Consider the following 24,743-nt stretch of genomic DNA (forward strand, 5'->3'; position numbering starts at 1 on the left):
CTGTGGAGATTCGGCTGCACGAATTCCGGGAGCAAGACCCTTCTCGCCTTCGGCCTCGGATCCTGCCTGCTGTGCATCACCCTCGCTGTGATCTGGCAGGTCCACACCGCGAACGCCGCCATCCCCTCTCGAGACGATCGTCGTAGTGGTCTGCTTGCGGGATTCTTCGACTGCGTAGAGGCTGGATGAGCAGCCCATCGACCCCGGTCGCCCTGGCCCGACATCGAGGGAGAACGTTCTGACGGAAGACGCAGTGATCCTCGTTCCCGCGTACTACGACGCCGCGTGGGTTGTCTTCTCGATCCTCAGCGCCGCTCTGCTCATCGTCTCGATCGTGACTCTCGTCAGAACGACGTCCCTCTCGAACGTTGCGCGCGTCGGATGGACGGTCGTCGTCGTACTCCTGCCGGTCCTCGGTTCGGCGGCGTGGCTGGCCACCCTCTGGGCAGGTCATCGAGCGCGTCCCGCTGAGTAGCGAAGCGCTGCCGACGTCAGGACGATCATCGGCTATCGGACACGCTTCAGTCCTGGCGACTGGTCCCGCGGGTCGCGGAGACGAAGCTGTAGCAGCGGTCCGTCCGCCCGACTCCACTCACGGACCGTCTCGCGATGCGCTGCGATCGCTGACGAGTCCTCCCCCGTCACCGACCTTGCTCGCTGTAGCGGAGCAGGATCTCCTCGTACATCGTCCCGTCGATCAGGTGCTCGGTATGGGCGCGCGCGACGTCCGCGAACTCGCCCTCGTCTCCGGTGATCCAGTCGTAGCCGTCGCTGGGCGAGCCGGGCCGGTAGGACCAGCGGCCGAGCTCGTCGACGGTCTGCTCGCGCGTCAGCTCGCCCGCGTCGTAGCGCTGGGCGATCTCGTAGGTGGTGGCGCCGGAGAATCCGGTGCGCACGTCCGGCACGGCGGCCGCGGACTTCAAGGCGCTGTTGACCGAGGGCTGGGAGATGCCGATGAGCCGGGCGAGCTGCGTCTGCGTCGTGTCCTCGGCCACCCGGCGCAGCTCCCGCAGGTACGACACTCTCGTCACGACCTGTCGGCTTCGCAGACGGCGGAGGAGGTCGGTCCCGGCGACGCTCCCCTGTGTCTCGTCGAGAACGCCGGGCCTGCGCGGTTCTCCGATCGCTGGACCGCCGTTCGCCTGTGACGCCTGGCGGGGCTCGCCACCGACCTCAGGACGACGGAAGACCGTCGAGGGCTGCTGTGCTCGATCGAGGCGTCGCTGCTTCATCGCGTTGATCGCACCCGACACACGGGGGCCACGACCTCGAAGATGACGGACGGTGTTGGCGTCGGGCGTCTGGATGCTGGACAAGAGAACCACCTCCTATAGCCCAATCTATAATCCCGACGCTTCGGATGGAGCAGGCGAAGCCGAGGATGTCGTCTCCTGCCGGGCGCCGTCAACGACACCCCCTCTGGCGACGCCGGTCGCCGGCTCGACCGAGACCGTCCCGCCCGCGACGGGCTCCTCCCCCGAAGCCCGCTGTCTAGGGTCGAGTCATGGACTCCGTCTGGCCCGCCGTCGTCGCCCTGCTCGGGGGATCCGCTCTCGCGATCGTCGGCCTGGTGCCGTGGGCGGCGCTGCAGTACCGGCGGCGCGGCGAGCTCGGGCTCGGGCCGGCGGTCCTCGCCTTCCTCACCGTCGTCTACGCGCTCGCGCTCGTCACCTACACGCTGCTGCCGCTGCCGGACGCGAGCACCGTGGAGGCGCTGTGCCGCACCCCGTCGTCGCCGCAGCTGCGGCCCTTCACCTTCCTCGCCGACATCGCGAAGGAGGGCGGGCTGAGCGGCCCGCTCTCGATCGTGACGAACCGGGCGTCGACGCAGGTCGTCTTCAACGTCATCCTCTTCGTGCCGCTCGGGATGCTCGTGCGCCAGGTGGTCCTGCGGGGCCGGCTCGCCGCGGGCGTGGTGGCGGGCGGCCTCGCCGGGCTGGCGGTGTCGCTGCTGATCGAGTTCACCCAGCTCACGGGCGACTGGTTCCTCTTCCCGTGCGCCTACCGCCTCTTCGACGTCGACGACCTGCTCGCGAACACCGCGGGCGCGCTGCTCGGCACGGTGCTCGCTCCCGTGCTCGTCCTGCTCACCGGACGCCGCGCCGACCGCGACGCGGGGCAGCCGCGGCCGGTGACCCTGCGGCGCCGGCTGTTCGGGATGCTCTGCGACGCGCTCGTGCTGACCCTGGTGTCGGGGACGCTGGCGTCGGTGACCGCGCTCGGCCTCGCGCTCCTCGAACCGGGCGTGCCGCCGGGGCTCGCGCCGCTGGTGCTGGGCGTCCTCGCCTTCGTGGCGCCTGCGCTCCAGCTCGTGCTCGTGCTGCGCACCGGGCGGACGATCGGCGAGGCGGTCGTCCGGCTGACGCCGTCGACATCGCCGGCGCTGTGGCAGCGTCTGGTCCGCTGGGCGCTGGGGTCCGGCGGATGGGCGGCCGCGCTCGCCTCCCCACTGCCCGGCTCCGGGACCGGCGCGACACTGCTCGTCCTGGCAGCGCTCGTCGGGGTGCTCGTCACCCGCGACCGCCGCGGCTTCGCGAGCGCGGTCGCAAGGCTGCGAGTGATCGACGACCGGGCGGCACCTGCCGAGAACGCCGCGGACGCGATCGACTCCCGCTGACCAGGACGGCCGCACATCTCGCTGGAGTGGCGTTATAGTGAGAAATGCGGAGTGTCACGGGATCGCCACGAGCGATCCGTCTCCCTTCGCACCCACCACCTCTCGACTCCCGAGGACACCTCCGTGACCGCCACACCCACCCACGCCGCGACCTCCCCGGCGCCCGCCGTCGTGAGTCCGTCGGGATGAGCGGCGGCGACGAGCAGAGGGCGGCCTCCCGGCCCTACGACGCCCGGCGGCGGCGCGAGCGCGGCGACACCGATCGCGCGCAGACCCGGGCGCGGATCCTCGACGCGGCCGCGGGACTGTTCCTCAGCCAGGGCTACGCGGGGACGACGATCTCGCAGCTGGCCCGCGCGGCGGGGACCTCCGTCCAGACGATCTACCTCGCGATCGGCGGGAAGGCCGACGTGCTCCGGGCGCTCACCGCGGCGATGACGACCGGGGAGGACTCCGAGGCGGGCGTCACCGACCAGGAGTGGGTCGCGGCCGTCGCGGCGGAGTCCGATCCCGAGCGGCAGCTGCGGCAGCTCGCGCACCACTCCGTCGCCCTGGCGCAGCGGGCCGCGCCGCTCTGGAACGTGATGGCCGCCGCCGCGCAGGACGACCCCGCCCTCGCCGAGGACCTCGCCCGGCAGAGCGCCGGCCGCCTCGCCGACCAGCAGGCGTTCGCCCGGCTCGTGCGCGGTCCGCTGCGCGACGACATGACCCCGGAGCAGGCGGGCGACATCCTCTACGCCCTCGCCAGCCCGCAGCTCTGGAATCTGCTCGCCCTCGACCGCGGCTGGAGCGCCGAGCAGCTCGAGCGGTTCCTCGGGGACGCGCTCACCCGCCTGCTCCTCCCGCCGCACGCCGAGAACCCCGCGAACCACCCCGAAGACCCCGAGCACCACCCCGAACCGACCTGATCGAGGAGCCGTCGTGGCCACCATCCTGCTCTGCAGCACTCCCCTCTACGGTCACCTGGCACCGCTGCTCGCCATCGGCAGGCATCTGGCCGAGCGCGGGCACCACGTCATCGTGCTGACCGGCTCCGCCTTCGAGGAGCGCGTGCACGACGCCGGCCTGCACCACGAGGCCCTCACCGGTCGAGCCGACTTCGACGAGCGCGACGAGGCGGGCTTCCTGCCCGAAATGCACCGGCACCGCGGGCTCGCGCTCTCGCAGTACCAGGTCGAGCAGACCTTCGTGGCGACCCTCCCGGAGCAGCACCGCGCCGTCCGGGCGGTCCTCGACCGGGAGCGGATCGACGCCGTTCTGACCGACTCCTTCTTCGCCGGGATCCTGCCGCTGCTCGAGGCGGACCCGGCCTCCCGTCCGCCGATCCTCGGCGTCGGCATCGGCCCGCTGGTGCAGGTCAGCCGCGACGTCGCCCCGTTCAACACGGCACTCCCGCCCTCCGCGACGCCGCTCGGGCGGCTGCGGAACCGCGCGCTGAACCTGCTCGTGGCCCGCCTGCTCTTCGCGAAGACCCAGCGGCTCGCGGAGCGGCTGGTGCAGGAGTCCGCGGGCGTGCCGCTCCGCACCTTCGTCCTGGACTTCACCGCGGCGTTCGACCGCTTCGTGCAGCTGGGCCCGGCGGAGTTCGAGTACCCCCGCTCGGACCTCAGTCCGAACGTGGTCTTCGCCGGACCGATCCCGAGCGCCCCCGCGCCGGCCGCCCTGCCCGACTGGTGGTCCGACCTCCACGACGGCCGCCCGGTGGTGCACGTCACCCAGGGCACGCTCGACAATCACGACTTCGGGAAGGTCGTCCGCCCGACCCTCGAGGCGCTCGCGCACGAGGACGTGCTCGTCGTCGTCAGCACCGGCCGCGCGCCGCTCGCCTCCCTCGGCCCGCTGCCGGCGAACGCCCGCGCCGCGGAGTTCCTGCCCTACGAGCAGCTGCTGCCGCTGACCTCCGTGATGGTCACCAACGGCGGCTTCGGCGGCACCCTGCTCGCCCTCCGTCACGGCGTCCCGCTGGTCGTCGCCGGCGCCGCCGAGGACAAGCCCGAGGTCGCCGCCCGCGTCGCGCACTTCGGCGTCGGCCTCGACCTGCGGACCGGGCGTCCCTCCGCCGAGGCGCTCGGCACGGCGATCCGCGCCGTCCTGCGCGACCCGTCCTACCGCGCCCGAGCCGTCGAGATGGCGGCGGCGATCGCCCGCTGCTCCCCGCTGGCCACGATCGACGACGAGCTGAGCCGCCTCCTGCGGCGGGAGCGGAAGGGCTGAGAGCGCTCCCGGAGCGACCGGCCCCGCCTGACCCCCGAGGGGGAGGACGACCGACGCCGGCGCCTCCCCCGCCGATAGCCTGGTGCCGTCGGCTCCGCACCGGGCCGGCACGAGGGGGGTACTCGTGGACGATCAGCGGACGACATCGGCGTGGCGGCGGTTCTGGGAGCGCGGCGGGGGTCGGTCGGCGCTGCCGCCGGCGGCCGTCTCCTCCGGCCTCACCGAGCCGACCGGCGACCTGCTCGTCCTGGTCCTCGGCGAGCGCCGTCGGACCCGGAGCGCCGTCACCGAAGGAGCACTCGCATGACCGCGAGCACCGATCACCGCCCGGTCCCCCGCACGATCCCGGTCGGGGTCGCGGCCGCCGTCCTCTACGTGCTGATCGCGGCCGGCGTCGGCACGCTGCTCGATCCGCTCGCGGGCGGTGACGACACTCTCGACTTCGTGATCGGGACCTGGCTGCCCGTCGGCGTCCTGATCGTGATCGGCCTGCTGTTCGCGCGGCGCGCGGGCTGGCTGCGGGAGGCGTGGACGGCGCCGTCGCCGTTCACCGAGCGGCGGCGCTGGTGGCTGCTCGCGATCCCTGTCGTCCTCGCCGTCCAGACCGTGCAGCTCCTGCTCGCGGTGCCGTGGGCGGAGCGGGCGCTGCCGATGGTGCTGGTCTACCTGGTCGGCTGCCTGATGATCGGCTTCGGTGAGGAGCTCTACTTCCGCGGTCTCTTCCGGGTCGCCGTCCGCGGGCACCACGGCGAGCTCGCGGCGCTGCTGATCACCTCGATCGCGTTCGGCCTCGGGCACGTCGCCGGCTACCTCCTCAACGGCGTGCCGCTGCCGGCGACCGCGGTCGCCGTGGCGTTCCTGGCGATGGACGGCGCGATCTTCTACGGCGCCCTGCGCGCGACGGGGACGCTGTGGGTGCCGATCCTGCTGCACGGCCTCGGCGATTTCGCTCGCTTCCTGCAGCAGGGCGGCGACGACCAGTCGGCCGCCCCCGAGGTCAGCGGCGACGCGTTCACCGCGCTCGTCGAGTACATCCTGATCGGCCTCTCGATCGCGGTGGTGGTCAGCGTCGCCCGGAGCGGCCGTCGCGAGCGGAAGGCGAGGAGGGCCGCCGCCGTCCCGGAGTGACGCGGCGTCGGGAGCCCCCGACGGCAGGCGCTCGGCCGCTGTCGTAGGGAACCCGTGAGGTTCCGCCGTCAAGCCGTATGGGAACCGTGAGCACCGCCGAGCGGCGGGCCGCGGAGGTGTCTAGTGAGTGCTCGTGCCAGCTCTGGCACGTGCCCGCGGATCCGCGGTCACGATCCGCCTCCGGATGGAGTCCTCCCGTGCTCGACCTCGTCTCCGTGATCGGCGTCCTCGCCGTCTTCACCCTCCTCGGCGTCCTCGCCAAGGGGGTCGAGAAGCTGAGCCCCCGGGCCGGCGTCGCCGACCCCCGCGACGCGCGGAAGGGAGGGGACCGGGCGTGATCGTCCTCGACACCCTCGCCGCGGTCCTCGCGATCGCCGCGATCGGCTACCTCGTCGTCGCCCTCGTGAAGCCGGAGCGCTTCTGATGGACGCCTTCCTCGCGATCCTGCAGGTCGCCTCCGCCGCCCTGATCCTCGTGCTGCTGCACCGCCCGCTCGGCGACTACATGGCGCACCTGTACTCCTCGCCGAAGGACCTCGCCGCCGAGCGCGGCTTCTACCGGCTCATCGGCGTGGACGCCCGCGCCGTGCAGAGCTGGCAGGCCTACCTGCGCGGCGTCCTCGCGTTCTCGCTCGTCAGCGTCCTGCTGCTCTACGGGATCCAGCGGGCGCAGGCCGTCCTGCCGTACTCGCTCGGCTTCCCGGCGATCCCGGAGGGGCTGTCCTTCAACACGGCGATCTCGTTCGTGACCAACACGAACTGGCAGTCGTACTCCCCCGACGTGACGATGGGCTACTCCGTCCAGCTGATCGGCCTCGCCGTGCAGAACTTCGTCTCGGCCGCGGTCGGCATCGCCGTCGCGATCGCGCTCGTCCGCGGCTTCGCCCGGCGCGGCAGCGGCACGATCGGCAACTTCTGGGTCGACCTGACCCGCGGCCTCCTCCGGCTGCTCCTGCCCCTGGCCGTGCTGAGCGCGGTCCTGCTCCTGGCCGGCGGCGTGATCCAGAACGTCACCGGCTTCACCGACGTCACCACGGTGACCGGTGCCACGCAGAGCATCCCGGGCGGCCCGGTCGCCTCGCAGGAGGCGATCAAGATGCTCGGCACCAACGGCGGCGGCTTCTTCAACGCCAACTCGGCGCATCCGTTCGAGAACCCCACCGCCTGGACCAGCCTGCTGCAGGTGGTCCTCATGCTGGCGATCCCGTTCTCCCTCCCGCGCACCTTCGGGCGGATGGTCGGCGACGCGAAGCAGGGCTACGCGATCCTCGCGGCGATGGCGACGATCTTCCTCGTCTCCCTCACCGCGCTGACGCTCCTGGAGCTCGGCGGGAGCGGCGGCGCCCCGCAGGCCGCCGGCGGCGCGATGGAGGGCAAGGAGACCCGGTTCGGGATCGCCGGCTCGACGCTCTTCGGCGCCACCAGCACCCTCACCTCCACCGGCGCGGTCAACTCGATGCACGACTCCTACACCGCCCTCGGCGGGATGCTGCCGATGCTGAACATGATGCTCGGCGAGGTCGCCCCCGGCGGCGTCGGCTCCGGCCTCTACGGGATGCTCGTGCTCGCGGTCCTCGCGGTCTTCATCGGCGGGCTGCTCGTCGGCCGGACGCCGGAGTACCTGGGCAAGAAGCTCGGCCCGCTCGAGATCAAGCTCGCGAGCATCTACATCCTGATCACGCCGACCCTGGTGCTCGCGGGCACCGCGCTCAGCTTCGCGATCCCCGCGGTGCGGGCCGACGTCGAGAGCACGTCGATCTGGAACCCCGGGCTGCACGGCCTCTCCGAGGTGCTCTACGCCTTCACCTCCGCGGCCAACAACAACGGCTCGGCCTTCGCCGGGCTCACCGCGAACACGCCGTGGTTCAACGCGGCCCTCGGAGTCGCGATGCTGCTCGGCCGGTTCCTGCCGATCGTGATGGTGCTCGCCCTCGCCGGCTCGCTGGCCCGGCAGGGCGCCGCACCGGCGACCGCGGGCACGCTCCCCACTCACCGGCCGCAGTTCGTCGGCCTCCTCGTGGGCGTCACCGCCATCGTGACCGCCCTCACCTACTTCCCCGTGCTCGCACTCGGACCCCTCGCAGAAGGACTGCAGTCATGACCGCCACTCTCGACCGACCCGCCGCCTCCCCCTCCCCCGAGAAGACTCCGCGGCGCGGCGCCTCCGCCTTCAGCCCCGAGCAGGTCCTCGCCGCGGTGCCCGGCGCGCTCCGCAAGCTCGACCCGCGCCTGATGGTGCGGAACCCGGTGATGTTCCTGGTCGAGGTCGGCGCCGCGCTGACCACGGTCCTCGCGATCGCCGAGCCGTTCCTCGGCGGCGCGCAGGAGTCCGGCGGCTCCCCGGTCCCCGGCTCCTTCACCTGGGGCATCGCGCTCTGGCTCTGGGCGACCGTCGTCTTCGCGAACCTCGCTGAGTCGGTCGCCGAGGGCCGCGGTAAGGCGCAGGCCGACAGCCTCCGGCAGACCCGCACCAGCACCATGGCCCGCCGCCTGCTGGAGTACCGTGCCGGCGACGGCGCCGCGGCCCACGGCCAGGTGCGCGAGGTCTCCTCGGCCGACCTGCAGCTCGGCGACCACGTGGTCGTCGAGGCGGGCGACCTGGTCCCCGGCGACGGCGACATCGTCTGGGGCATCGCCTCGGTCGACGAGTCCGCGATCACCGGCGAGTCGGCCCCCGTGGTCCGCGAGTCCGGCGGCGACCGCAGCGCCGTCACCGGCGGCACGCGGGTGCTGTCCGACCGGATCGTGGTGCGGATCACCTCGAAGCCCGGCGAGACCTTCGTCGACCGGATGATCGGCCTGGTCGAGGGCGCCTCGCGCCAGAAGACGCCGAACGAGATCGCGCTGAACATCCTCCTCGCGAGCCTCTCGATCGTCTTCCTCGTCGTCACGCTCACCCTCAACCCGATCGCCTCCTACGCCGCCGCCCCCGTCAGCGTCCCGGTGCTGGTCGCCCTGCTGGTCTGCCTCATCCCGACCACCATCGGCGCCCTGCTCTCCGCGATCGGCATCGCCGGCATGGACCGGCTCGTGCAGCGCAACGTGCTCGCGATGTCCGGCCGCGCGGTCGAGGCCGCCGGCGACGTCACCACGCTGCTGCTCGACAAGACCGGCACCATCACCTACGGCAACCGTCGCGCCACCGAGTTCGTCCCGGTCGGCGGGGCGGGCGAGGACGAGCTGATCCGCGCCGCGGCGTCCTCCTCCCTCAGCGACCCGACGCCCGAGGGGAAGTCGATCGTCGACCTCGCCGCCGCCCGCGGAGTGCACCACGACTCCCTCGCGGGCGACGTCCTCTCCGCCGAGATCGTGCCCTTCACCGCGCAGACCCGGATGAGCGGCCTCGACCTCCCCGACGGCGCGATGATCCGCAAGGGCGCCGGCTCGGCCGTCACCGCCTGGCTCGCGGACGGCGGCCCGCTCGCCGCCGCCGCGGAGCTCGAGGCGCAGGTGCACCGCGTCTCCGAGAGCGGCGGCACCCCGCTGGTCGTCGCCGTGAAGGACGCGAGCGGCACCGGCCGGATCCTCGGCGTCGTCCACCTCAAGGACGTCGTCAAGGAGGGGCTCAAGGAGCGCTTCGCCGACCTGCGCGCGATGGGCATCCGCACGGTGATGATCACCGGCGACAACCCGCTCACCGCGAAGGCGATCGCCGCGGAGGCCGGCGTCGACGACTACCTCGCCGAGGCCACTCCCGAGCAGAAGCTCGAGTACATCCGCCGGGAGCAGGAGGGCGGGAACCTGGTCGCGATGACCGGCGACGGCACCAACGACGCCCCGGCGCTCGCGCAGGCCGACGTCGGGGTCGCGATGAACACCGGCACGTCGGCGGCGAAGGAGGCCGGCAACATGGTCGACCTCGACTCCGACCCGACCAAGCTCATCGACATCGTCCGGATCGGCAAGCAGCTGCTGATCACCCGCGGAGCGCTGACCACCTTCTCGATCGCGAACGACATCGCGAAGTACTTCGCGATCATCCCCGCCATGTTCACCGGGGTCTTCCCGGGCCTCGCGGTGCTGAACGTGATGCAGCTGCACTCGCCGTCCTCGGCGATCCTCTCGGCGATCGTCTTCAACGCGCTCGTCATCATCGCCCTCATCCCGCTCGCCCTCCGCGGCGTGGCCTACCGGGCGCTCAGCGCCTCGAAGGTCCTCAGCCGCAACCTCCTCGTCTACGGGCTCGGCGGGGTGATCGCGCCGTTCGTCGGCATCAAGCTGATCGACCTCGTCGTCTCCCTCCTCCCCGGCTTCTAGCCGGACCCCGCAGTCCTCAGCACTCCCAGCACTCCCAGCACTCCTCAGCAGGAAGCAGACCACCCCATGACCACCCCCCGCACCGGGCTCCGGCAGTACGGAGTCGCCCTCCGCGCCCTCCTCGTGCTCACCGTCGCCCTCGGCGTCCTCTACCCCCTCGCGATCACCGGTCTCGGCCAGGTCGCCTTCGCCCGCCAGGCGAACGGCTCGCTGCTCACCGAGAACGGCGAGACCGTCGGCTCGAGCCTCATCGGCCAGTCCTTCACCGACGCCGACGGGAACCCGCTGCCCGAGTGGTTCCAGTCCCGGCCCTCCGCCGCGGGCGACGGCTACGACGCGAGCGCCTCCAGCGGCTCCAACCTCGGCCCCGAGAACGAGGAGCTCATCGCCGCGATCCAGGAGCGCCGCGCCGCGATCGCCGCGTTCGACGGCGTCGACCCGGCCGCCGTCCCCGCCGACGCCCTCACCGCCTCCGCCTCGGGTCTGGACCCGCAGATCAGCCCCGCCTACGCCGCGATCCAGGTGGCCCGCGTCGCCGCCGCCCGCGGGCTCAGCGAGGAGGACGTCCGCGCCCTCGTCGCCGAGCACACCCAGGGCCGCGACCTCGGGTTCCTCGGCGACGAGACCGTGAACGTCCTCGAGCTCAACCTCGCCCTCGCGGCGCAGGCGAGCTGAGGCGGCGATGAGGACGGGGCGGCTCCGGGTGCTGCTGGGCGCCGCCCCGGGCGTCGGCAAGACCTACGAGATGCTCGAGGAGGGCCGGCGGCTGCGCAGCGAGGGCCGCGACGTCGTCGTCGCCTTCGTCGAGACCCACGGCCGCGCCGCGACGGCCGCGATGGTCACCGGGCTCGAGGTCGTCCCGCGGACCACCCTCGAGCACCGCGGCGTGCGGCTCGACGAGCTGGACCTCGACGCCGTCCTCGCCCGGCGCCCCGGGATCGCCCTCGTCGACGAGCTCGCGCACACCAACGCGCCCGGCTCGGCCCACGAGAAGCGCTGGCAGGACGTCCGGACCCTCCTGGACGCCGGGATCGACGTCGTCTCCACCGTCAACATCCAGCACATCGAATCGCTCAACGACGTCGTCCAGCAGATCACCGGAGTCCCCCAGCGCGAGACGATCCCCGACGCGATCCTGCGCGGCGCCGACCAGATCGAGGTCGTCGACCTCGCCCCGCAGGCCCTCCGCGACCGCCTCGCGGCCGGCCGCGTCTACCCGTCCGAGCGGATCGACGCCGCCCTGTCCAACTACTTCCGGCTCGGCAACCTCACGGCGCTGCGCGAGCTCGCACTGCTCTGGCTCGCCGACGAGGTCGACTCCGCGCTGAACGGCTACCGCGTCGAGCACGGCATCGACAGCACCTGGGAGGCGCGCGAGCGCGTCGTCGTCACCCTCACCGGCGGACCCGAGGGCGAGACCCTGCTCCGCCGCGGCGCCCGCATCGCCGCCCGCTCCTCCGGCGGCGAGCTGCTCGCCGTGCACGTCACCAGCCAGGACGGCCTGCGCGCCGCCCGACCGGAGGTGCTGGCCGAGCAGCGCGCCCTCGTCGACACCCTCGGCGGCAGCTACCACCAGATCGTCGGCGAGGACGTGCCACGCGCCCTCGTCGAGTTCGCCCGCTCCGTCAACGCCACCCAGCTCGTCCTCGGCGTCAGCCGGCGGAGCAGGCTCGCCGCCGCGCTCACCGGCCCCGGCATCGGCGCAACGGTCATCCGAGAGTCCGGGACGATCGACGTCCACATCGTCACCCACGCCTCCGCGGGCCGCTCCCCCGCGCTGCCCCGGCTCGGCGGAGCGCTGACGCTGAAGCGGCGCGTGCTCGGCCTGCTGCTCGCCCTCGTCGGCGGGCCGCTGCTCACCTGGCTGCTCGCCGCCTTCCGCAGCGACGAGTCGATCACCAGCGACGTCCTCGCCTACCAGGTCCTCGTCGTCCTGGTCGCCCTCGCCGGCGGCCTCGGGCCCGCGCTGTTCGCCGCTGTGCTGTCCGGGCTCACCCTCGACTTCTTCTTCGTCGACCCCCTCTACACCGTCACCGTCGACGAGCCGCTGCACGCCCTCGCCCTCCTGCTCTACATCGCCAACGCGATCCTGGTCAGCGCCGTCGTCGACCGCGCCGCCCGCCGCGCCCGCACCGCCCGCCGGGCCGGCGCCGAGGCCGAGCTGCTCGCCACCATCGCCGGCGGCGTCATCCGCGGCCAGGACGCCCTGCAGGCGATCCTCGAGCGCGCCCGCGAGGCCTTCGGTCTGACCGGCGTCCGCCTGCTCCGCGGCTCCGAGCTCGTCGGCGCCGACGGCGAGCCCGGCGGCCAGCACGAGACCGTCCCCGTCGGCCGCACCGCCGTCCTCGAGCTGCACGGCCGCCCCGTCGGCGCGGGCGAGCGGCGCCTGCTCTCCGTCGTCGTCGCGCAGCTCGACGCCGCCCTCGAGCACGAGGACCTCAGCGAGACGGCGAGCGGCCTCGCTCCCCTCGCCGAGACCGATCGGGTGCGCAGCGCCCTGCTCTCGGCCGTCAGCCACGACCTGCGCCGGCCGCTCGCCGCCGCGACCGCCGCGATCAGCGGACTGCGCTCCACCGACATCGCCTGGAGCGCCGCGGACCGCGCGGAGCTGCTCGCCACCGCCGACGAGAGCCTCGGCACCCTCGCGGACCTCGTCACGAACCTCCTCGACGTCACCCGGCTGCAGGCCGGGGTGCTCGCGGTCTCCCTGGCGCCCGTCGACCCCTCGGACGTCGTCCTCCCCGCGATCGACGAGCTCGGCCTCGGACCGGCGGAGCTCGACCTCGATCTCGACCTCGACCTGCCGCCGGCGCTCGCCGACGCGGGCCTGCTCCAGCGCGTGGTGGTGAACCTGCTCGCCAACGCCGTCCGGCACTCCCCGGCCGACCGGCGCGTGCGGATCTCGACCAGCGGCTTCGCCGGCACGCTCCAGATCCGGGTCGCCGACCACGGACCGGGCATCGCCCCCGAGCGCCGCGCCGACGTCTTCGTCCCGTTCCAGCGCCTCGGCGACACCGACAACACCACCGGCCTCGGCCTCGGCCTCGCCCTGTCCAAGGGCTTCACCGAGGGGATGGGCGGCACGCTCGACACCGAGGACACCCCCGGCGGCGGGCTGACCATGGTCGTCACCCTCCCGCTCGCGCCGCCGCCGACCGCACCCGCACCCGCACCGATGCCCGCGCCGACGCCCCGGGAGGGAGACCGATGAGGGTCCTCCTCGCCGACGACGACGCGCAGCTGCTGCGCGCCCTCCGGATCACCCTCGGCGCCCGCGGCTACGAGGTCGTCACCGCCGAGAACGGCACCAGCGCCCTCGCACTCGCCGCCGAGCGGCGTCCCGACCTCGTCGTGCTCGACCTCGGCTTGCCCGGGCTCGACGGCCTCGACGTGATCCGCGGACTGCGCGGCTGGAGCACCGCGCCGATCCTCGTCGTCTCCGGCCGCACCGGCGCCGCCGACACCATCGACGCTCTCGACGCCGGCGCCGACGACTACGTCACCAAGCCCTTCGCGATGGACGAGCTGCTCGCCCGCCTCCGCGCCCTCACCCGGCGGCTCGGCACGCAGGAGACCGGCTCGCTGGTCGTCCTCGGCGACCACGTCGTCGACCTCACCGCGCGGGCCGTCACCCGGCGCACCGGCGACGGCCCGATCGCCGTCCGGCTCACCCCCACCGAGTGGCGCGTGCTGGAGCTGCTCGTCCGGAACCCCGGCCGACTCGTCACCCGGCAGACCCTGCTGCACGAGATCTGGGGACCGAGCCACAGCACGGACACGGGCTACCTCCGCCTCTACCTCGCCCAGCTGCGGAAGAAGCTCGAGCCCGAGCCGGCCCGCCCGCGCTACCTGCTCACGGAGTCGGGGATGGGCTACCGCTTCGTCCCCGGCGACGGCCAGGACTCCGGCTGAGCACGCGCGGCGGTGTCAGTGCGGCGCGATCGGCGAGACGCCGACGCGGACCGCGCCGCCCGAGGCGCGCCGCATCCCCTCGTCGAGATCCGCCAGCGCCACCGTCTCGCCGACCAGGCCGGCGAACGGCCACGCCTGCCAGCGGTCGACGAGGTACGCCGAGGCCGCGGCGAGGTGCTCGGGCGTGTAGTTGTGCACGCCCCGCACGGTCAGCAGCCCGCGCACCACGCGCTCCGGATCCAGCGGCACCGGCTCGGTCGGGAAGACGCTGCCGACCAGGACGACCACGCCGCCGACCGCGGCACGGGCGAGCGCCGCGCCGACGGCCGCCCGCGCGCCGGACGCCTCGAGGACCACGTCGAACTCGCCGCCCTCCTCGTCGGGTCGCCGCGCTCGGGCGCCGAAGCGCTCGGCGATCGCGCGGCGAGCGGGATCCGGCTCGACGAGGGTGACGACCGCCCCGCGATCCGTCGCCATCGCCGCCGCGGTGAGGCCGATCAGGCCCGCGCCGCTGATCAGCACGTCGGCCCCGGTGAGCGGCCGGACCGCCTCGGCGGCGGCGAGCGCGGCCCAGGCGGTGGCGGTCCCGCAGGACGCGGGCGCCAGGACGGCCGCCGGCACGTCCTCGGGCAGCCGGATGATCGGCGTGCCCGAGACGACGTGCGCGTGCGTGGCGAAGCCGCCGGACAGCGCCCAGGCGTCGCTCATCCGCTCGTGGCCGTACTTGCGCAGCGTCCGGCACTTCTGCGGCAGCCCGCCCGCGCAGCGGTCGCAGGAGCCGCAGCTCGCCGCGATCGACCACAGCACACGGTCGCCGACGGCGAGGAGGGAACCGTCGAGCGCACGGGGCCCGCCGCTGCCGAGCTCGACGACGCGCCCGAGCTGCTCGTGCCCGAGGACGAGCGGGGCGGGAGCACTCCGGTCGCCGTGCACCGTGTGCACATCGGAGCCGCAGATCGTCGCCAGCTCGATCTCGACCAGCACGTCGCCCGGGCCGAGCCGGACCGTGACGAACGCGACGGCCTCGTGCGGGCGGTCCGGCGCCAGCCAGACCATGGCGGTGGCGGAGGGCCGCAGCTCGACGCGCCGCGACTCCGGATCGATGCGCGGCGGCGCGATCGCCGTCCTCATCGCAGTGACAGCGTGCGCAGCGCGGTGACGTCCTCGATCACGGCGTGCGCGCCAGCCGCGCTCAGGCGGTCGCGGTCGTGCGCTCCGCTCAGCACGCCCACCACGAGCCCGGCGCCCGCGCGCAGTCCCGAGAGGACGTCGCTGGCCGTGTCGCCGACCACCGCGACGGCGCTCATCGCGCTGACCCGCGCGCGCAGGGCGGCGGTCAGCACGAGGTCGGGCGCGGGGCGGCCCCGGCCGGCGTCGGCCGGCGAGAGGGCGATCCCGACGAGGTCGCGCCAGCCGAGCGCGTCGAGGATCGCGTCGCGGGTGACCGGAGCGAAGCCGGTGGTCAGCGCCACGCCGACCCCCGCGGCGCGCAGCTCGCGCAGCAGCTCCTCGGCGCCGGGGATCGGCGCCGCGGCGCCCTCGAGGATCAGCTCGGCGTAGGCGTCCTCGAACGCGGCGGTCGCCCGCTCCGCGGCGGCGACGTCGCCCCCGGCGAGGTGGGTGAACACGTCGATCTTCGACTGCCCCATCGTCTCGCGCACGTAGTCGAGCGCCTCGGCCCACGGCAGGCGGTCGGCGACGCCGGTGCGCTCGGCCGCGCGCTGGAACGCCTGCTCGACGACCCCGTCGTCGGTCACGGTGGTGCCCGCCATGTCGAGCACGACGAGCTCGACACCGGCGAGGGCCGGGCGGGGACCGGCGGTGCCGAGGGGAGCGGGAGCGGGGATCGTGCTGGTCATCAGCGGCCTTCCGAGGAGACGAGGAGGGATGCGGTGCTGTCGAAGCGGTCCGCGAGGGTGGTCTCGGCGAGACCGAGCCCGGTGGTCATGCCGATGCCCGTGGTGACGGTGCGCACGAGGACGCCCGGGATCGGCTCGGCGACGAGGAACTCGTCGCGCCCGCTGGCGTAGACGCCCTGCCAGCGCTCCAGCACCCGCGGCGCCGCCCCGAACAGGCGCGCGGTCTCCTCGAGGAGGAGCTCCGCGGTGGCCTCGGACTGGAACGGCTCCGGCGTGATCGAGCGGTGGTGGGAGTCGCCGACGACGACGCTCCCGTCCGGCAGCTGCGTGTACATCTGGTTGAGGTCGATCGCCGCGAGGTCCGGCCGCTCGGCGTGCAGCCGGGCCCGCACCGCGGCGGCCTCGGGCAGGCGCGCGAAGCCGCTGTAGCGCACGAGCGACCAGCCCGTCAGCAGCGGCGCGGCCAGCGGAGCGCGCAGCGGCAGCTCCACGCGGAGCATGTCGAGGGAGCAGCGGACGACCTCGTGCGCCTCGGCGAGCTCGGGGAGGAGCTGATCGAGGTCGTGGTTCACCGCGACGACGATCGTGTCGGCGAGGACCGCGCCCCGGCTGGTCTCCACGACGCCCTCGGCGACGCGGCCCACGGCCGTGCGCATCCGGAACTCGACGCCGAGCTCGGCGAGGTGCCGGACGATCGCGGCCGCGGCCGTGCGCGGATCCGCCTGCAGGTCGTAGGGCAGCACCGCTCCCCCGACGACGACCGCGGGGTCGACCGGGGTCGCCGCCGCGGTCCCCCGGGCGTCGAGCAGCTCGATCTCGGGGCCGTCGCCGAAGCCGAACGGCGCCTGCGCGGCCGCCGCCTCGAGCAGGGCGAGCTCGTCCGCGTGGCGCGCGACGATGTGCGTGCCGCGGCGGCCGAGCGCGAAGCCCGCGTCCTGCGCGAGCCGGAGCCACGCCTCCCGGGCCGCGAGCCCGTAGCGCAGCGCCTCGCCGGCCTGCGGGGTGAAGCAGAGGTGGCCGAAGTTGCGGACGGTCGAGCCCATCGGCGCGGCGGTCCGGTCGAGCACCACGACGCGAAGCCCCCGGCGGACTGCGGCATGGGCGGCGCCGAGACCGACGATCCCGGAGCCGACGACGGCGACGTCGTACCGGGCGCTCATCGGAGCACCTTCCGCAGCCACATCGCCAGTCCCTCGACGACGAGCACGGTCACCAGGATCATCAGGACGATCGCGGTCACGGTCGCGTAGTTCGAGCCCTGCGCGGCGTTCAGCAGGTAGTAGCCGATCCCGCCGCCGCCGACGATGCCCAGCAGGGTCGCCGCGCGGATGTTGGTGTCGAGCAGGTAGAAGGTGTGGCCGAGCATCGCGCGCGCCCCCTGGGGCAGGGTCGCTCCGGCGTAGACCTGGAGCCGGGTGGCGCCGGTCGCGACGAGGGCGCGCTCCGGTCCGGAGTCGACCTCCTCCAGCGAGTCGGCGATCAGCTTGCCGAGCAGGCCGACCCCGCCGACCGCGAGGGCGATCGTGCCGGCCTGGGTGCCCAGCCCCGAGACGACGATGAGCAGGATGGCGAGGATGAGCTCGGGCACGCCGCGGACCGCGACCAGCAGCAGCCGGAAGCCGCTGCGGGCGCCGCGGGTCGGGGCGACGTTGCGGGCGGCGAGCGAGCCGATCAGCACCGACGCGACGACGGTGAGCAGGGCCGCGGCGAGGGCGATCGCGATCGTCTCGCGCATCGCCTCGACCATCGTGCCTGCGTCGTAGCTGCCGAAGGACGGCGGCCAGAACTGCGCCGCGACGGCGGGGACGCGGCCCCAGAAGGTGAGCGCGTCGCTCCAGGTGATGTCGCTGACGACGACGCCCGCGACGATCACGACCGCCGTGACGACGCCGGCGAGGGCGTTCCGGAGGCGCGTCGGCGTCCACGGCCGGCGCAGCGCCGACTCCGGGGTCGACCGCGGCGTCGCGGCCGCCGGCCGCCCCGCGCTGCCGCTCGCGCGGTCGCCGCGGAACCGGCGCACGAGGGCGCCGACCGGGCCGGAGTCCGACGCGCCGGCTCCGGACGCGCCCCGGCCGAGCATCGCCGCGCGCACCGAGCTCGAGACGATCTCCATCGCCACGCAGAGCGCGAAGATCACCAGCGCGATGCCGATGCCCCGTCCGTACTGCAGCGACTTGAAGGCGTAGGACATCTCGAGGCCGAGACCCGCGACGCCGACGTAGCCGAGGATCACGGAGCCGCGCAGATTGATGTCGTTGCGGTGCAGCACCGTCGCGACCCAGGACGGCAGCACCTGGGGCAGCACGCCCGAGGTGAACTCCTGCAGCCTCGTGCCGCCGGCGGCGCGGATCGCGAGGCGCGGTCCCTCGTCGATCTGCTCGATCGCGTCGGCGAACAGCTTCGAGATCATGCCGACGGAGTGCAGGCCGATCGCGAGGATGCCGGGCAGCGAGCCGAGCGAGAACATCAGCACGAAGACCATCGCGAGGACGACGTCCGGGATCGCGCGGGCCAGCACGCCGAGGAAGCGCGCGACGGCCCGGGCCGCGTGACCGGGCGTGGTGTTGGCCGCCGCGAGGTACGCCAGCGGCACCGACAGCACCGCGGCGAGCAGCGTGCCCGTGAGCACCAGCCCGAGGGTCTGCGCGGTGAGGGCGAGCAGCTCGGCCGGCTCGGGGAGGCTGATCGCGCCGACCCGGCCGAGGAAGCGCTCGGCGTTCGAGAGCGACTGCAGCATCCGCGGCACCGAGATGTCGACCTCGACCAGGGCGGCGACGGCGAGCCCCGCGAGGGCGACCAGCGTCAGGACCGCGGCGATCCGCTCCGGAGAGCGCCGCGGTCGCGGAGCCCGCGCTGCGACGGCCGGGTCCGGGCGGCGCGCGGTGCGCGGCGGCAGGACGGCCGTCATCGGGTGCGCTCCGGCGTGAGCAGCTCGTTCTGCACGGCCTCGAGCTCCGAGGTCGTGGTGGCGACGCGGCCGTAGATCTCCATGACCTCGGCCTTGGACAGCCCCGCCGCGGGAGTGTCGAGGACGACCGCGCCGTGCCGGAGGCCGACGATCCGGTCGGCCCAGGAGATGGCGAGGTCCACCTGGTGCAGGCTGCAGAGCACGGTGAGCCCCTCCTCCGCGGCGATCTCGCGGATGAGGCCCATGACCTGGTCGCTCGACTCGGGGTCGAGGGAGGCCACGGGCTCGTCCGCCAGCAGGATCGAGGGGTTCTGCATCAGGGCGCGCGCGATCGCGACGCGCTGCTGCTGCCCGCCCGAGAGGGTGTCCGCGCGCTGGTAGGCGCGCTCGAGCAGGCCGACCCGCTCGAGGTGCTGCAGCGCGCGCAGCTTCTTCGCCTTCGGGTAGCTCCAGAGGCCCAGCCGCGGGCCGCGCAGCTCCGCGAGCGCCCCGGTCAGCACGTTCTCGAGCACCGTCAGCGACGGCACGAGCTCGAACTGCTGGAAGATGAAGCCCACCTTCCCGCGCAGGGTGCGCAGCCGACCGCCCCGCAGCGCGGGCACGTCCTCGCCGAGCACGCGGATCGCGCCGCTCGTCGGCGCCTCGAGGGCGTCGACGTGGCGCAGCAGGGTGGACTTGCCCGACCCGGAGAGCCCGAGCAGGACGACGATCTCCCCGCGGCGCACGGTGAGCGACACCGCGTCGAGCGCGGTCGTCGCGCCGAAGCGCTTGGTGAGGTCGGTGATCTCGACCACGGCGTCGGCCGCGGGAGGGGAGGAAGTCGTCATCGGAGTCTCCAGGTCGGGTCGGTCGGTTCAGCGCTCGACGGCGGGGCGCCGGGTCAGGCCTGGCACTGCGTGGCGTCGGTCGCCTCGCAGATCTCGCGGATCTGGTCGTAGTACGCGTCGTCGACCGGCTTGGTCTCGTAGAAGACGCTGCGGAAGCCGTCGCTGTCGGCCGACTCGACGCCCGCGGCGATGATGTCGTCGATGGTGACCTCGGAGAGGATGTCCTTCAGCTGCTGCTTCAGGTCGTCCGGGAGGGTGTCCGACTCGACGATCGGCGCGCCGGGGACCATGGTCCGCTCGATCACGGTGACGGCATCGGACTTCTCGACCTCGCTGTCCTCCGCGAAGCCGGCCTCGCACTCGACGTTCTCGCCGACCTTCTGCACCGACACGTCGTGCTTGCCGGCGAACACCGGCGTGATGTCGGTCTCGGGATCCAGGCCCGCCTCGATCAGGTTGTAGCTCGGGAAGAGGTAGCCGGAGGTGGAGGACGGGTCCACGAAGCAGACCTTCCTGCCCTTCATGTCGGCGATCGAGGCGATGTCGCTGCCATTGGGGACAATGGCCTCGGAGTAGTAGCCGGGCTCCTGCCCCTCGGAGGTCACGATCGAGGAGATCGGGGTGAGCTCGGCGCCGTTGTTCGTGGCGGTGACGTAGGTGAAGCCGGAGAAGCTGGCGACGTCGATCTGCCCGGCGATGGCCGCCTCGATCAGCGCCGCGTAGTCGGTCGACTCGTGGTACTCGACGGTCTTGCCGGTCTCCAGCGCGATGTAGTCCATCAGCGGCTGGTAGTTGGTCTCGGTGTCGACGGAGTCGGGGACGACGCCGAAGACGAGGGTGCTCGAGTCGACGGCGAAGCCGCCCTCGGCGTCGCCGGCGGCGGTCGAGCCGGCCGACGCGGTGCCGGAGCAGCCGGCCAGGAGCGCGAGGGCGCCGGCGGCGGCCAGCGCGGTGAGGGCCGATCGGGAGAAGGGGGTCAGGCGGGCACGGGTCTGCATGATGGCCTTTCGGGCGGAGGGCGTCGAGGGGGACGACTGGAACTCTGCCGCACCAGGTGCCTACGTATGTACCTATCTCGCCACTGTTCACGACGTGTTCACCCATCTCCTGCGACTGCCGCGCGCGGAACTCAATTCACCGGCGGGCCCGGTGCTGCGCCGCTCAGAAAGGAACCCTCCGCCCAGTAAGGTGCCTACGTGGCTGATGTGATGTACAAGGCGATCGCCGACGATCTGCGTCAGTCGATCGCGAGCGGCCTGCTGGCTCCGGGCGACGAGGTCCCGACCGAGGGCGAGCTCGCCGCGAAGTGGAAGACGTCGCGCGGCCCGATCCGCAACGCCCTGGCGGCACTGCGCAGCGAGGGTCTGATCGAGACCACCCGCGGGCGCCCGAGCCGGGTCATCGAGCGCAAGGCCCAGCAGGCCGTCGACGTCTCGATCCCCTTCACCCGCTGGGCGCGGACGATGGGCGCGCGCCCCGGGGCGCTCACCCAGCAGGTCTCGCTCCGGCGCTCGGACGCCGACCAGGCCGCCCTGCTCGGCATCGAGCCGGGCGAGCTCGTCGTCGACGTCCTCCGGCTGCGCTCGCTGGACGACCGGCCGACGATGCTCGAGCGGCTCACCTTCATCGAGCCGGCCGGCCGCAACCTCTTCGACGTCGACCTCGACACGGTCTCGATCACCGAGTTCCTCGACTCCCGCGGCTGGAAGTCGGCCGAGGTCGACCACGAGATCGACGCCGTGGCCGCGGACGAGACCGACGCGCAGCTGCTCGAGCTCGCGCCCGGCTCCCCCGTGCTCCGCCTGCACCGCATCACCCGCGACGCCGACGGCCGGACCTTCGAGGCCTCGGACGACCGCTACCGCAGCGACATCGTCCGCTTCACCGTCTCGGCGACCGGACGGCGCCGCGACGGCGCCCACTTCATCCGCCCGGTCGGTCTCTGAGCCGCGCCCTCAGACCGAGAGCAGCACGATCCCGCCGGCCACCACCAGGGAGGCCGCGATCCGCCGCACCGCCGAGCCCTCGCGGAGCACCAGCGCGCCGAAGAGCGACACCAGGACCACGCTCATCTCGCGCATCGGCGCTACCAGGGCGACCGGCGCGAGCGTCACCGCCTGCAGCACCAGGATGTAGGAGAGCGGCGAGAGCACCCCGAACGCCAGCACCCGCGGCCAGTGCTGCCGGAGGACGGGCAGCAGCTCCGCCCGCCGCCGGCGCAGCGGCACGAGGTAGACCACGATCTCGACCAGTGTGCAGCCGACCATGAACGCCACCGGCGACAGCCCCCAGGTCCGGAGGGCGTGCGCGTCCCAGATCGTGTACACCGCGATCGCGACGCCGGTGAGGACCCCGAAGAGGATGCCCGGATCGACGAGACGGCGCCCCGACGGGGCCTGCGCGGTCGGCCGGTCGATCAGCCCGGTGGCGATCACCCCGGTCACCACGACGGCGACGCCGAGCACCGCCACCGGCGAGATCCGCTCCCCGAGCAGCAGCACCGCCAGCCCGGCGCTGAGCGCGGGGCCCGTCCCCCGGGCGGTCGCGTAGACCGTCGACAGCCGACCCCGGGCGTAGCCCGCCTGCAGCACGACCATGTAGCCGACGTGCAGGAGTCCCGAGACGCCCGCGCCGAGCAGCAGCCCGCGCGGCAGGTCGTCGCCCGTGCCGAGCCCTCCCGTGAAGGGGACGAGCGGCCCCCAGACCAGCGTGCTCGCGACCGCCCCCCACCAGAGGAAGGGCAGCCCGATGCCGCTGACCCGGTGCGCGACGACGTTCCACGCCGCGTGGCAGAGCGCCGCGGTCAGCACGAGGGCGAGGACGAAGGCAGACATGTTCGGACCTTTCCGCGCGCGCCGACGCGCGCCGCAGCGGTCCTCCAGGCTTCTGTCCCTTGAGATGACGGACTCCGATGGCGGAGATCCGTGGCGCCGCTCGAACCAGCCGGACGACGTGTCGTCCCGGAACCCTAGGCGCTATCGGGACGACGGTACCGCACGGGCGGCGACCCCTCGTCGCCGTCGCGGAATCGTTCACCCACCCCCGTCCGCGCCCGTCCCGCCCACCACGCCCGGGGTGAACAGCCGCTGAACGTGTCTGCATATCCCTGCCATCGACTTCCAGATAGGTAGAGACGTGGGCAGTCTGGCGGCGCGCGGTCGTCTCCGCGCTCCACCTCGTCCCCTCTGGAGTCGTCGATGTCCCTGCCCCTCCGCGCCCTCGGCGCCGCCTGCGTCTCGGCGGTGATCGGCTGCCTCCTGCTCGCCGCGCCGTCCGCCTCCGCCGCCGGCACCACCTACAACGGCCTGCCCTCCGGCACCCGCACCGCGAAGACCCTCGTCGTCGGCATCGACGGCGCCTCCTTCGACCAGCTCGACGCGGCCGACATGCCCGCGCTCGACTCCCTCCGCGCCGAGGGACTCACCTCGACCTCGAACCTCTACGCCGCGCCGATGTCCGGCACCGTGTCCGGGCCCGGCTGGTCGACCATCGCCACCGGTGCCTGGCCCGACAAGCACGGCGTCGTCGACAACGCGTTCACCGCCCCGCGCTTCGGGCAGTACCCGGACTACCTCAGCCGCATCGAGGCCGCCGACCCGTCCCGCTCGAGCCTCGTCGTCGCCACCTGGTCGCCCGTCGCCGAGACGATCTTCGGCTCGGCCGTCGACGTCCGCCGCACCGGCGGCGGCGATGCGCAGACCACCGCCACCGCCGTCGGCTACCTCGCGAACGGGAACCCCGACAACACCTTCGTCCACCTCGACGAGGTCGACGGCGCCGGCCACTCGGTCGGCACGAACGGGGCGGCCTACGCCACGGCCCTCGCGCGCGCCGACGCCCAGCTGGGCGAGCTGATCGCCGCCGTCCGCGCCCGCCCGAGCTACGCGTCCGAGCAGTGGACGATCCTGGTCACCGCGGACCACGGCCACACCCCCACCGGCGGGCACGGCGGGAACAGCCTCGCCGAGCGGAAGGTCTTCGTCATCGCGTCCGGCCCCGGCATCGCCGCGGGCTCCACGCGGAACGACGTGAAGATCGTCGACATCGCCCCCACCGTCCTCGCCGTCAACGGCCTGGCCAACGACCCCGCCTGGACCCTCGACGGCATCGCCCTCGGCGCGCCGTCGACCGACGCCTTCGACACCCTGCGGCCCGCCCTGCAGCCCCGCCTCGACGAGACGCGGCCGGCGGCCGGTCTGCTCGGCTGGACCCGCTCCGCGCCCCAGGGCTGGCGGATCGACGACTCGGCGATGCCCGCGGGCGGCGTGCGGGAGTGGGCGGGCTGGTCCTTCGCGACCGACTCGTTCTTCACGAGCGTCGAGCCCGGTCAGAAGCGCGAGACGAACGTCCGCGCCCGGGACGTCTTCGCCGTGGCGGACTCCGACGAGTGGGACGACAGGACGCACGCCGCGGGGCAGTTCGACTCCACCCTGATCAGCCCGGCCTACCCTCTGAACGGCAGCGCCGCCGCGACCCTCTCCTACGCCACCGACTACGTCATCGACGGACCGCAGAGCGCCGTCGTCTCAGTCTCCTTCGACGGCGCCGCCCCGGTCGCGGTGAAGAGCTACACCGCGAACACGAACGCGAACGAGTCGCTCCGGATCGACGTCCCGGCCGGCGCCCGCACCGCCGAGTTCCGCTTCCGCTACACCGGCCAGAACAGCGCTTTCTGGACGCTCGACCAGGTCGCCCTCACCCAGGCCGCCGTCGTTCCCGCCGTCGCCGTCACGGCCACCGCGTCGACCCGCTGCCTCGCCGGCAGGGCCGTCGTCACCGTCCAGGCGCGCAACGACGACGCGATGCCCGTCGCGCTGACCGCCGGCTCGGCCTTCGGGACGAAGACCTTCGCTCCCCTCGCCCCGGGCCGGACCACCTCGCACGCGTTCAGCACCCGCGCGGTCTCGATCCCCGCCGGAGCGGTCGAGGTCGTCGCGACGGCCACGGTCGACGGCGCCCCCGCGACCACGACCGTGCGCGCACCGTACTCCGCCACCAGTTGCAACTGACCCGCCCGACCCG

The 24,743-nt window shown here is 73.5% G+C and carries 23 protein-coding genes; 15 read left to right on the forward strand and 8 right to left on the reverse strand.

Annotated features, from left to right (window positions below):
* The first annotated feature begins 253 nt into the window (after nucleotides 1–253).
* Nucleotides 254–475 carry a PLDc N-terminal domain-containing protein gene (locus C1I64_RS07550; RefSeq protein WP_164874480.1) on the forward strand — a complete coding sequence of 74 codons (222 nt, stop codon included), beginning with the start codon at nucleotides 254–256 and terminating at the stop codon, nucleotides 473–475.
* A gap of 166 nt (nucleotides 476–641) precedes the next feature.
* Here C1I64_RS07550 and C1I64_RS20330 read toward each other — a convergent pair whose 3' ends face one another.
* Nucleotides 642–1,316, reverse strand: coding sequence for a hypothetical protein (locus tag C1I64_RS20330; protein ID WP_127886803.1), 675 nt, complete (start codon nucleotides 1,314–1,316; stop codon nucleotides 642–644).
* 188 nt (nucleotides 1,317–1,504) lie between these two features.
* Here C1I64_RS20330 and C1I64_RS07560 point away from each other — a divergent pair, with 188 nt between their 5' ends.
* The 12 genes from C1I64_RS07560 to C1I64_RS07610 all read left to right on the forward strand — a co-directional run bounded on the left by C1I64_RS07560 (nucleotide 1,505) and on the right by C1I64_RS07610 (nucleotide 14,127).
* On the forward strand, nucleotides 1,505–2,617 hold the full coding sequence (locus C1I64_RS07560; RefSeq protein WP_127886804.1) for a VanZ family protein: 1,113 nt from the start codon (nucleotides 1,505–1,507) through the stop codon (nucleotides 2,615–2,617).
* 185 nt (nucleotides 2,618–2,802) lie between these two features.
* On the forward strand, nucleotides 2,803–3,525 hold the full coding sequence (locus C1I64_RS07565; protein WP_164874482.1) for a TetR/AcrR family transcriptional regulator: 723 nt from the start codon (nucleotides 2,803–2,805) through the stop codon (nucleotides 3,523–3,525).
* A 13-nt stretch (nucleotides 3,526–3,538) separates the two neighbouring features.
* Nucleotides 3,539–4,831: a glycosyltransferase gene (locus C1I64_RS07570; protein WP_127886806.1), complete on the forward strand. Its 1,293-nt coding sequence runs from the start codon at nucleotides 3,539–3,541 to the stop codon at nucleotides 4,829–4,831.
* 124 nt (nucleotides 4,832–4,955) lie between these two features.
* Complete coding sequence (locus C1I64_RS07575) at nucleotides 4,956–5,138, forward strand: hypothetical protein (protein WP_127886807.1); 183 nt, start codon at nucleotides 4,956–4,958, stop codon at nucleotides 5,136–5,138.
* Complete coding sequence (locus tag C1I64_RS07580; RefSeq protein WP_127886808.1) at nucleotides 5,135–5,959, forward strand: CPBP family intramembrane glutamic endopeptidase; 825 nt, start codon at nucleotides 5,135–5,137, stop codon at nucleotides 5,957–5,959. Before C1I64_RS07575 ends, C1I64_RS07580 begins: the two co-directional genes overlap by 4 nt.
* Before the next feature lie 197 nt (nucleotides 5,960–6,156).
* Nucleotides 6,157–6,297 carry a hypothetical protein gene (locus tag C1I64_RS20005; RefSeq protein WP_159422630.1) on the forward strand — a complete coding sequence of 47 codons (141 nt, stop codon included), beginning with the start codon at nucleotides 6,157–6,159 and terminating at the stop codon, nucleotides 6,295–6,297.
* On the forward strand, nucleotides 6,294–6,383 hold the full coding sequence (locus tag C1I64_RS07585) for a potassium-transporting ATPase subunit F (RefSeq protein WP_123446358.1): 90 nt from the start codon (nucleotides 6,294–6,296) through the stop codon (nucleotides 6,381–6,383). Before C1I64_RS20005 ends, C1I64_RS07585 begins: the two co-directional genes overlap by 4 nt.
* Nucleotides 6,383–8,059: a potassium-transporting ATPase subunit KdpA gene (kdpA, locus tag C1I64_RS07590; protein WP_127886809.1), complete on the forward strand. Its 1,677-nt coding sequence runs from the start codon at nucleotides 6,383–6,385 to the stop codon at nucleotides 8,057–8,059. Before C1I64_RS07585 ends, kdpA begins: the two co-directional genes overlap by 1 nt.
* Entirely contained in the window at nucleotides 8,056–10,215 is a 2,160-nt protein-coding gene (kdpB, locus tag C1I64_RS07595) for a potassium-transporting ATPase subunit KdpB (RefSeq protein ID WP_127886810.1), read from the forward strand. The genes kdpA and kdpB overlap by 4 nt, the downstream gene beginning before the upstream one ends.
* Nucleotides 10,216–10,281: 66 nt before the next feature.
* Complete coding sequence (gene kdpC / locus C1I64_RS07600) at nucleotides 10,282–10,890, forward strand: potassium-transporting ATPase subunit KdpC (protein WP_127886811.1); 609 nt, start codon at nucleotides 10,282–10,284, stop codon at nucleotides 10,888–10,890.
* A 7-nt stretch (nucleotides 10,891–10,897) separates the two neighbouring features.
* On the forward strand, nucleotides 10,898–13,426 hold the full coding sequence (locus C1I64_RS07605) for a sensor histidine kinase (RefSeq protein WP_127886812.1): 2,529 nt from the start codon (nucleotides 10,898–10,900) through the stop codon (nucleotides 13,424–13,426).
* A complete protein-coding gene (locus tag C1I64_RS07610) occupies nucleotides 13,423–14,127 on the forward strand; it encodes a response regulator (protein WP_127886813.1) in 705 nt (234 codons plus the stop codon). The genes C1I64_RS07605 and C1I64_RS07610 overlap by 4 nt, the downstream gene beginning before the upstream one ends.
* 15 nt (nucleotides 14,128–14,142) lie before the next feature.
* Here C1I64_RS07610 and C1I64_RS07615 read toward each other — a convergent pair whose 3' ends face one another.
* From C1I64_RS07615 to C1I64_RS07640, 6 genes are read right to left on the reverse strand one after another with little or no spacing between them, the layout of a single operon-like run.
* Entirely contained in the window at nucleotides 14,143–15,258 is a 1,116-nt protein-coding gene (locus C1I64_RS07615) for an alcohol dehydrogenase catalytic domain-containing protein (protein WP_127886814.1), read from the reverse strand.
* Nucleotides 15,255–15,986: an HAD-IA family hydrolase gene (locus C1I64_RS07620; protein WP_127886815.1), complete on the reverse strand. Its 732-nt coding sequence runs from the start codon at nucleotides 15,984–15,986 to the stop codon at nucleotides 15,255–15,257. The genes C1I64_RS07615 and C1I64_RS07620 overlap by 4 nt, the downstream gene beginning before the upstream one ends.
* Nucleotides 15,986–17,146 carry a TIGR03364 family FAD-dependent oxidoreductase gene (locus C1I64_RS07625; protein ID WP_127886816.1) on the reverse strand — a complete coding sequence of 387 codons (1,161 nt, stop codon included), beginning with the start codon at nucleotides 17,144–17,146 and terminating at the stop codon, nucleotides 15,986–15,988. The genes C1I64_RS07620 and C1I64_RS07625 overlap by 1 nt, the downstream gene beginning before the upstream one ends.
* The gene (locus C1I64_RS07630) at nucleotides 17,143–18,894 is read right to left on the reverse strand and encodes a PhnE/PtxC family ABC transporter permease (protein WP_127886817.1); all 1,752 of its coding nucleotides are present in this window, start codon (nucleotides 18,892–18,894) and stop codon (nucleotides 17,143–17,145) included. Before C1I64_RS07630 ends, C1I64_RS07625 begins: the two co-directional genes overlap by 4 nt.
* Complete coding sequence (gene phnC / locus C1I64_RS07635) at nucleotides 18,891–19,721, reverse strand: phosphonate ABC transporter ATP-binding protein (RefSeq protein ID WP_127886818.1); 831 nt, start codon at nucleotides 19,719–19,721, stop codon at nucleotides 18,891–18,893. The genes C1I64_RS07630 and phnC overlap by 4 nt, the downstream gene beginning before the upstream one ends.
* A gap of 53 nt (nucleotides 19,722–19,774) precedes the next feature.
* A complete protein-coding gene (locus C1I64_RS07640; RefSeq protein ID WP_127886819.1) occupies nucleotides 19,775–20,719 on the reverse strand; it encodes a phosphate/phosphite/phosphonate ABC transporter substrate-binding protein in 945 nt (314 codons plus the stop codon).
* Nucleotides 20,720–20,917: 198 nt separating this feature from the next.
* On the opposite strand from C1I64_RS07640, the gene C1I64_RS07645 reads away from it, so the two are divergent.
* A complete protein-coding gene (locus C1I64_RS07645; protein ID WP_243582754.1) occupies nucleotides 20,918–21,667 on the forward strand; it encodes a GntR family transcriptional regulator in 750 nt (249 codons plus the stop codon).
* A 9-nt stretch (nucleotides 21,668–21,676) separates the two neighbouring features.
* Here the strand turns inward: C1I64_RS07645 and C1I64_RS07650 are convergent, their stop codons facing one another.
* Complete coding sequence (locus tag C1I64_RS07650; protein WP_127886820.1) at nucleotides 21,677–22,555, reverse strand: EamA family transporter; 879 nt, start codon at nucleotides 22,553–22,555, stop codon at nucleotides 21,677–21,679.
* Between the two features lie 363 nt (nucleotides 22,556–22,918).
* Here C1I64_RS07650 and C1I64_RS07655 point away from each other — a divergent pair, with 363 nt between their 5' ends.
* A complete protein-coding gene (locus tag C1I64_RS07655; RefSeq protein WP_127886821.1) occupies nucleotides 22,919–24,730 on the forward strand; it encodes an alkaline phosphatase family protein in 1,812 nt (603 codons plus the stop codon).
* The last annotated feature ends 13 nt before the right edge of the window (nucleotides 24,731–24,743 follow it).

Origin of the sequence: Rathayibacter festucae DSM 15932, assembly GCF_004011135.1 — a bacterium.
Lineage (GTDB): Bacteria > Actinomycetota > Actinomycetes > Actinomycetales > Microbacteriaceae > Rathayibacter > Rathayibacter festucae.

Excerpts from the sequence above, each read along its gene's own strand:
- C1I64_RS07620 (WP_127886815.1), bottom strand. The coding sequence starts at position 15,986 with ATGACCAGCACGATCCCCGCTCCCGCTCCCCTCGGCACCGCCGGTCCC.
- C1I64_RS07605 (WP_127886812.1), top strand. The coding sequence starts at position 10,898 with ATGAGGACGGGGCGGCTCCGGGTGCTGCTGGGCGCCGCCCCGGGCGTC.
- phnC (WP_127886818.1), bottom strand. The coding sequence starts at position 19,721 with ATGACGACTTCCTCCCCTCCCGCGGCCGACGCCGTGGTCGAGATCACC.
- C1I64_RS07565 (WP_164874482.1), top strand. The coding sequence starts at position 2,803 with ATGAGCGGCGGCGACGAGCAGAGGGCGGCCTCCCGGCCCTACGACGCC.
- C1I64_RS07580 (WP_127886808.1), top strand. The coding sequence starts at position 5,135 with ATGACCGCGAGCACCGATCACCGCCCGGTCCCCCGCACGATCCCGGTC.
- kdpA (WP_127886809.1), top strand. The coding sequence starts at position 6,383 with ATGGACGCCTTCCTCGCGATCCTGCAGGTCGCCTCCGCCGCCCTGATC.
- C1I64_RS07615 (WP_127886814.1), bottom strand. The coding sequence starts at position 15,258 with ATGAGGACGGCGATCGCGCCGCCGCGCATCGATCCGGAGTCGCGGCGC.
- C1I64_RS07560 (WP_127886804.1), top strand. The coding sequence starts at position 1,505 with ATGGACTCCGTCTGGCCCGCCGTCGTCGCCCTGCTCGGGGGATCCGCT.
- C1I64_RS07640 (WP_127886819.1), bottom strand. The coding sequence starts at position 20,719 with ATGCAGACCCGTGCCCGCCTGACCCCCTTCTCCCGATCGGCCCTCACC.
- C1I64_RS07610 (WP_127886813.1), top strand. The coding sequence starts at position 13,423 with ATGAGGGTCCTCCTCGCCGACGACGACGCGCAGCTGCTGCGCGCCCTC.
- C1I64_RS07625 (WP_127886816.1), bottom strand. The coding sequence starts at position 17,146 with ATGAGCGCCCGGTACGACGTCGCCGTCGTCGGCTCCGGGATCGTCGGT.
- C1I64_RS07650 (WP_127886820.1), bottom strand. The coding sequence starts at position 22,555 with ATGTCTGCCTTCGTCCTCGCCCTCGTGCTGACCGCGGCGCTCTGCCAC.
- kdpB (WP_127886810.1), top strand. The coding sequence starts at position 8,056 with ATGACCGCCACTCTCGACCGACCCGCCGCCTCCCCCTCCCCCGAGAAG.
- kdpC (WP_127886811.1), top strand. The coding sequence starts at position 10,282 with ATGACCACCCCCCGCACCGGGCTCCGGCAGTACGGAGTCGCCCTCCGC.
- C1I64_RS07630 (WP_127886817.1), bottom strand. The coding sequence starts at position 18,894 with ATGACGGCCGTCCTGCCGCCGCGCACCGCGCGCCGCCCGGACCCGGCC.
- C1I64_RS07655 (WP_127886821.1), top strand. The coding sequence starts at position 22,919 with ATGTCCCTGCCCCTCCGCGCCCTCGGCGCCGCCTGCGTCTCGGCGGTG.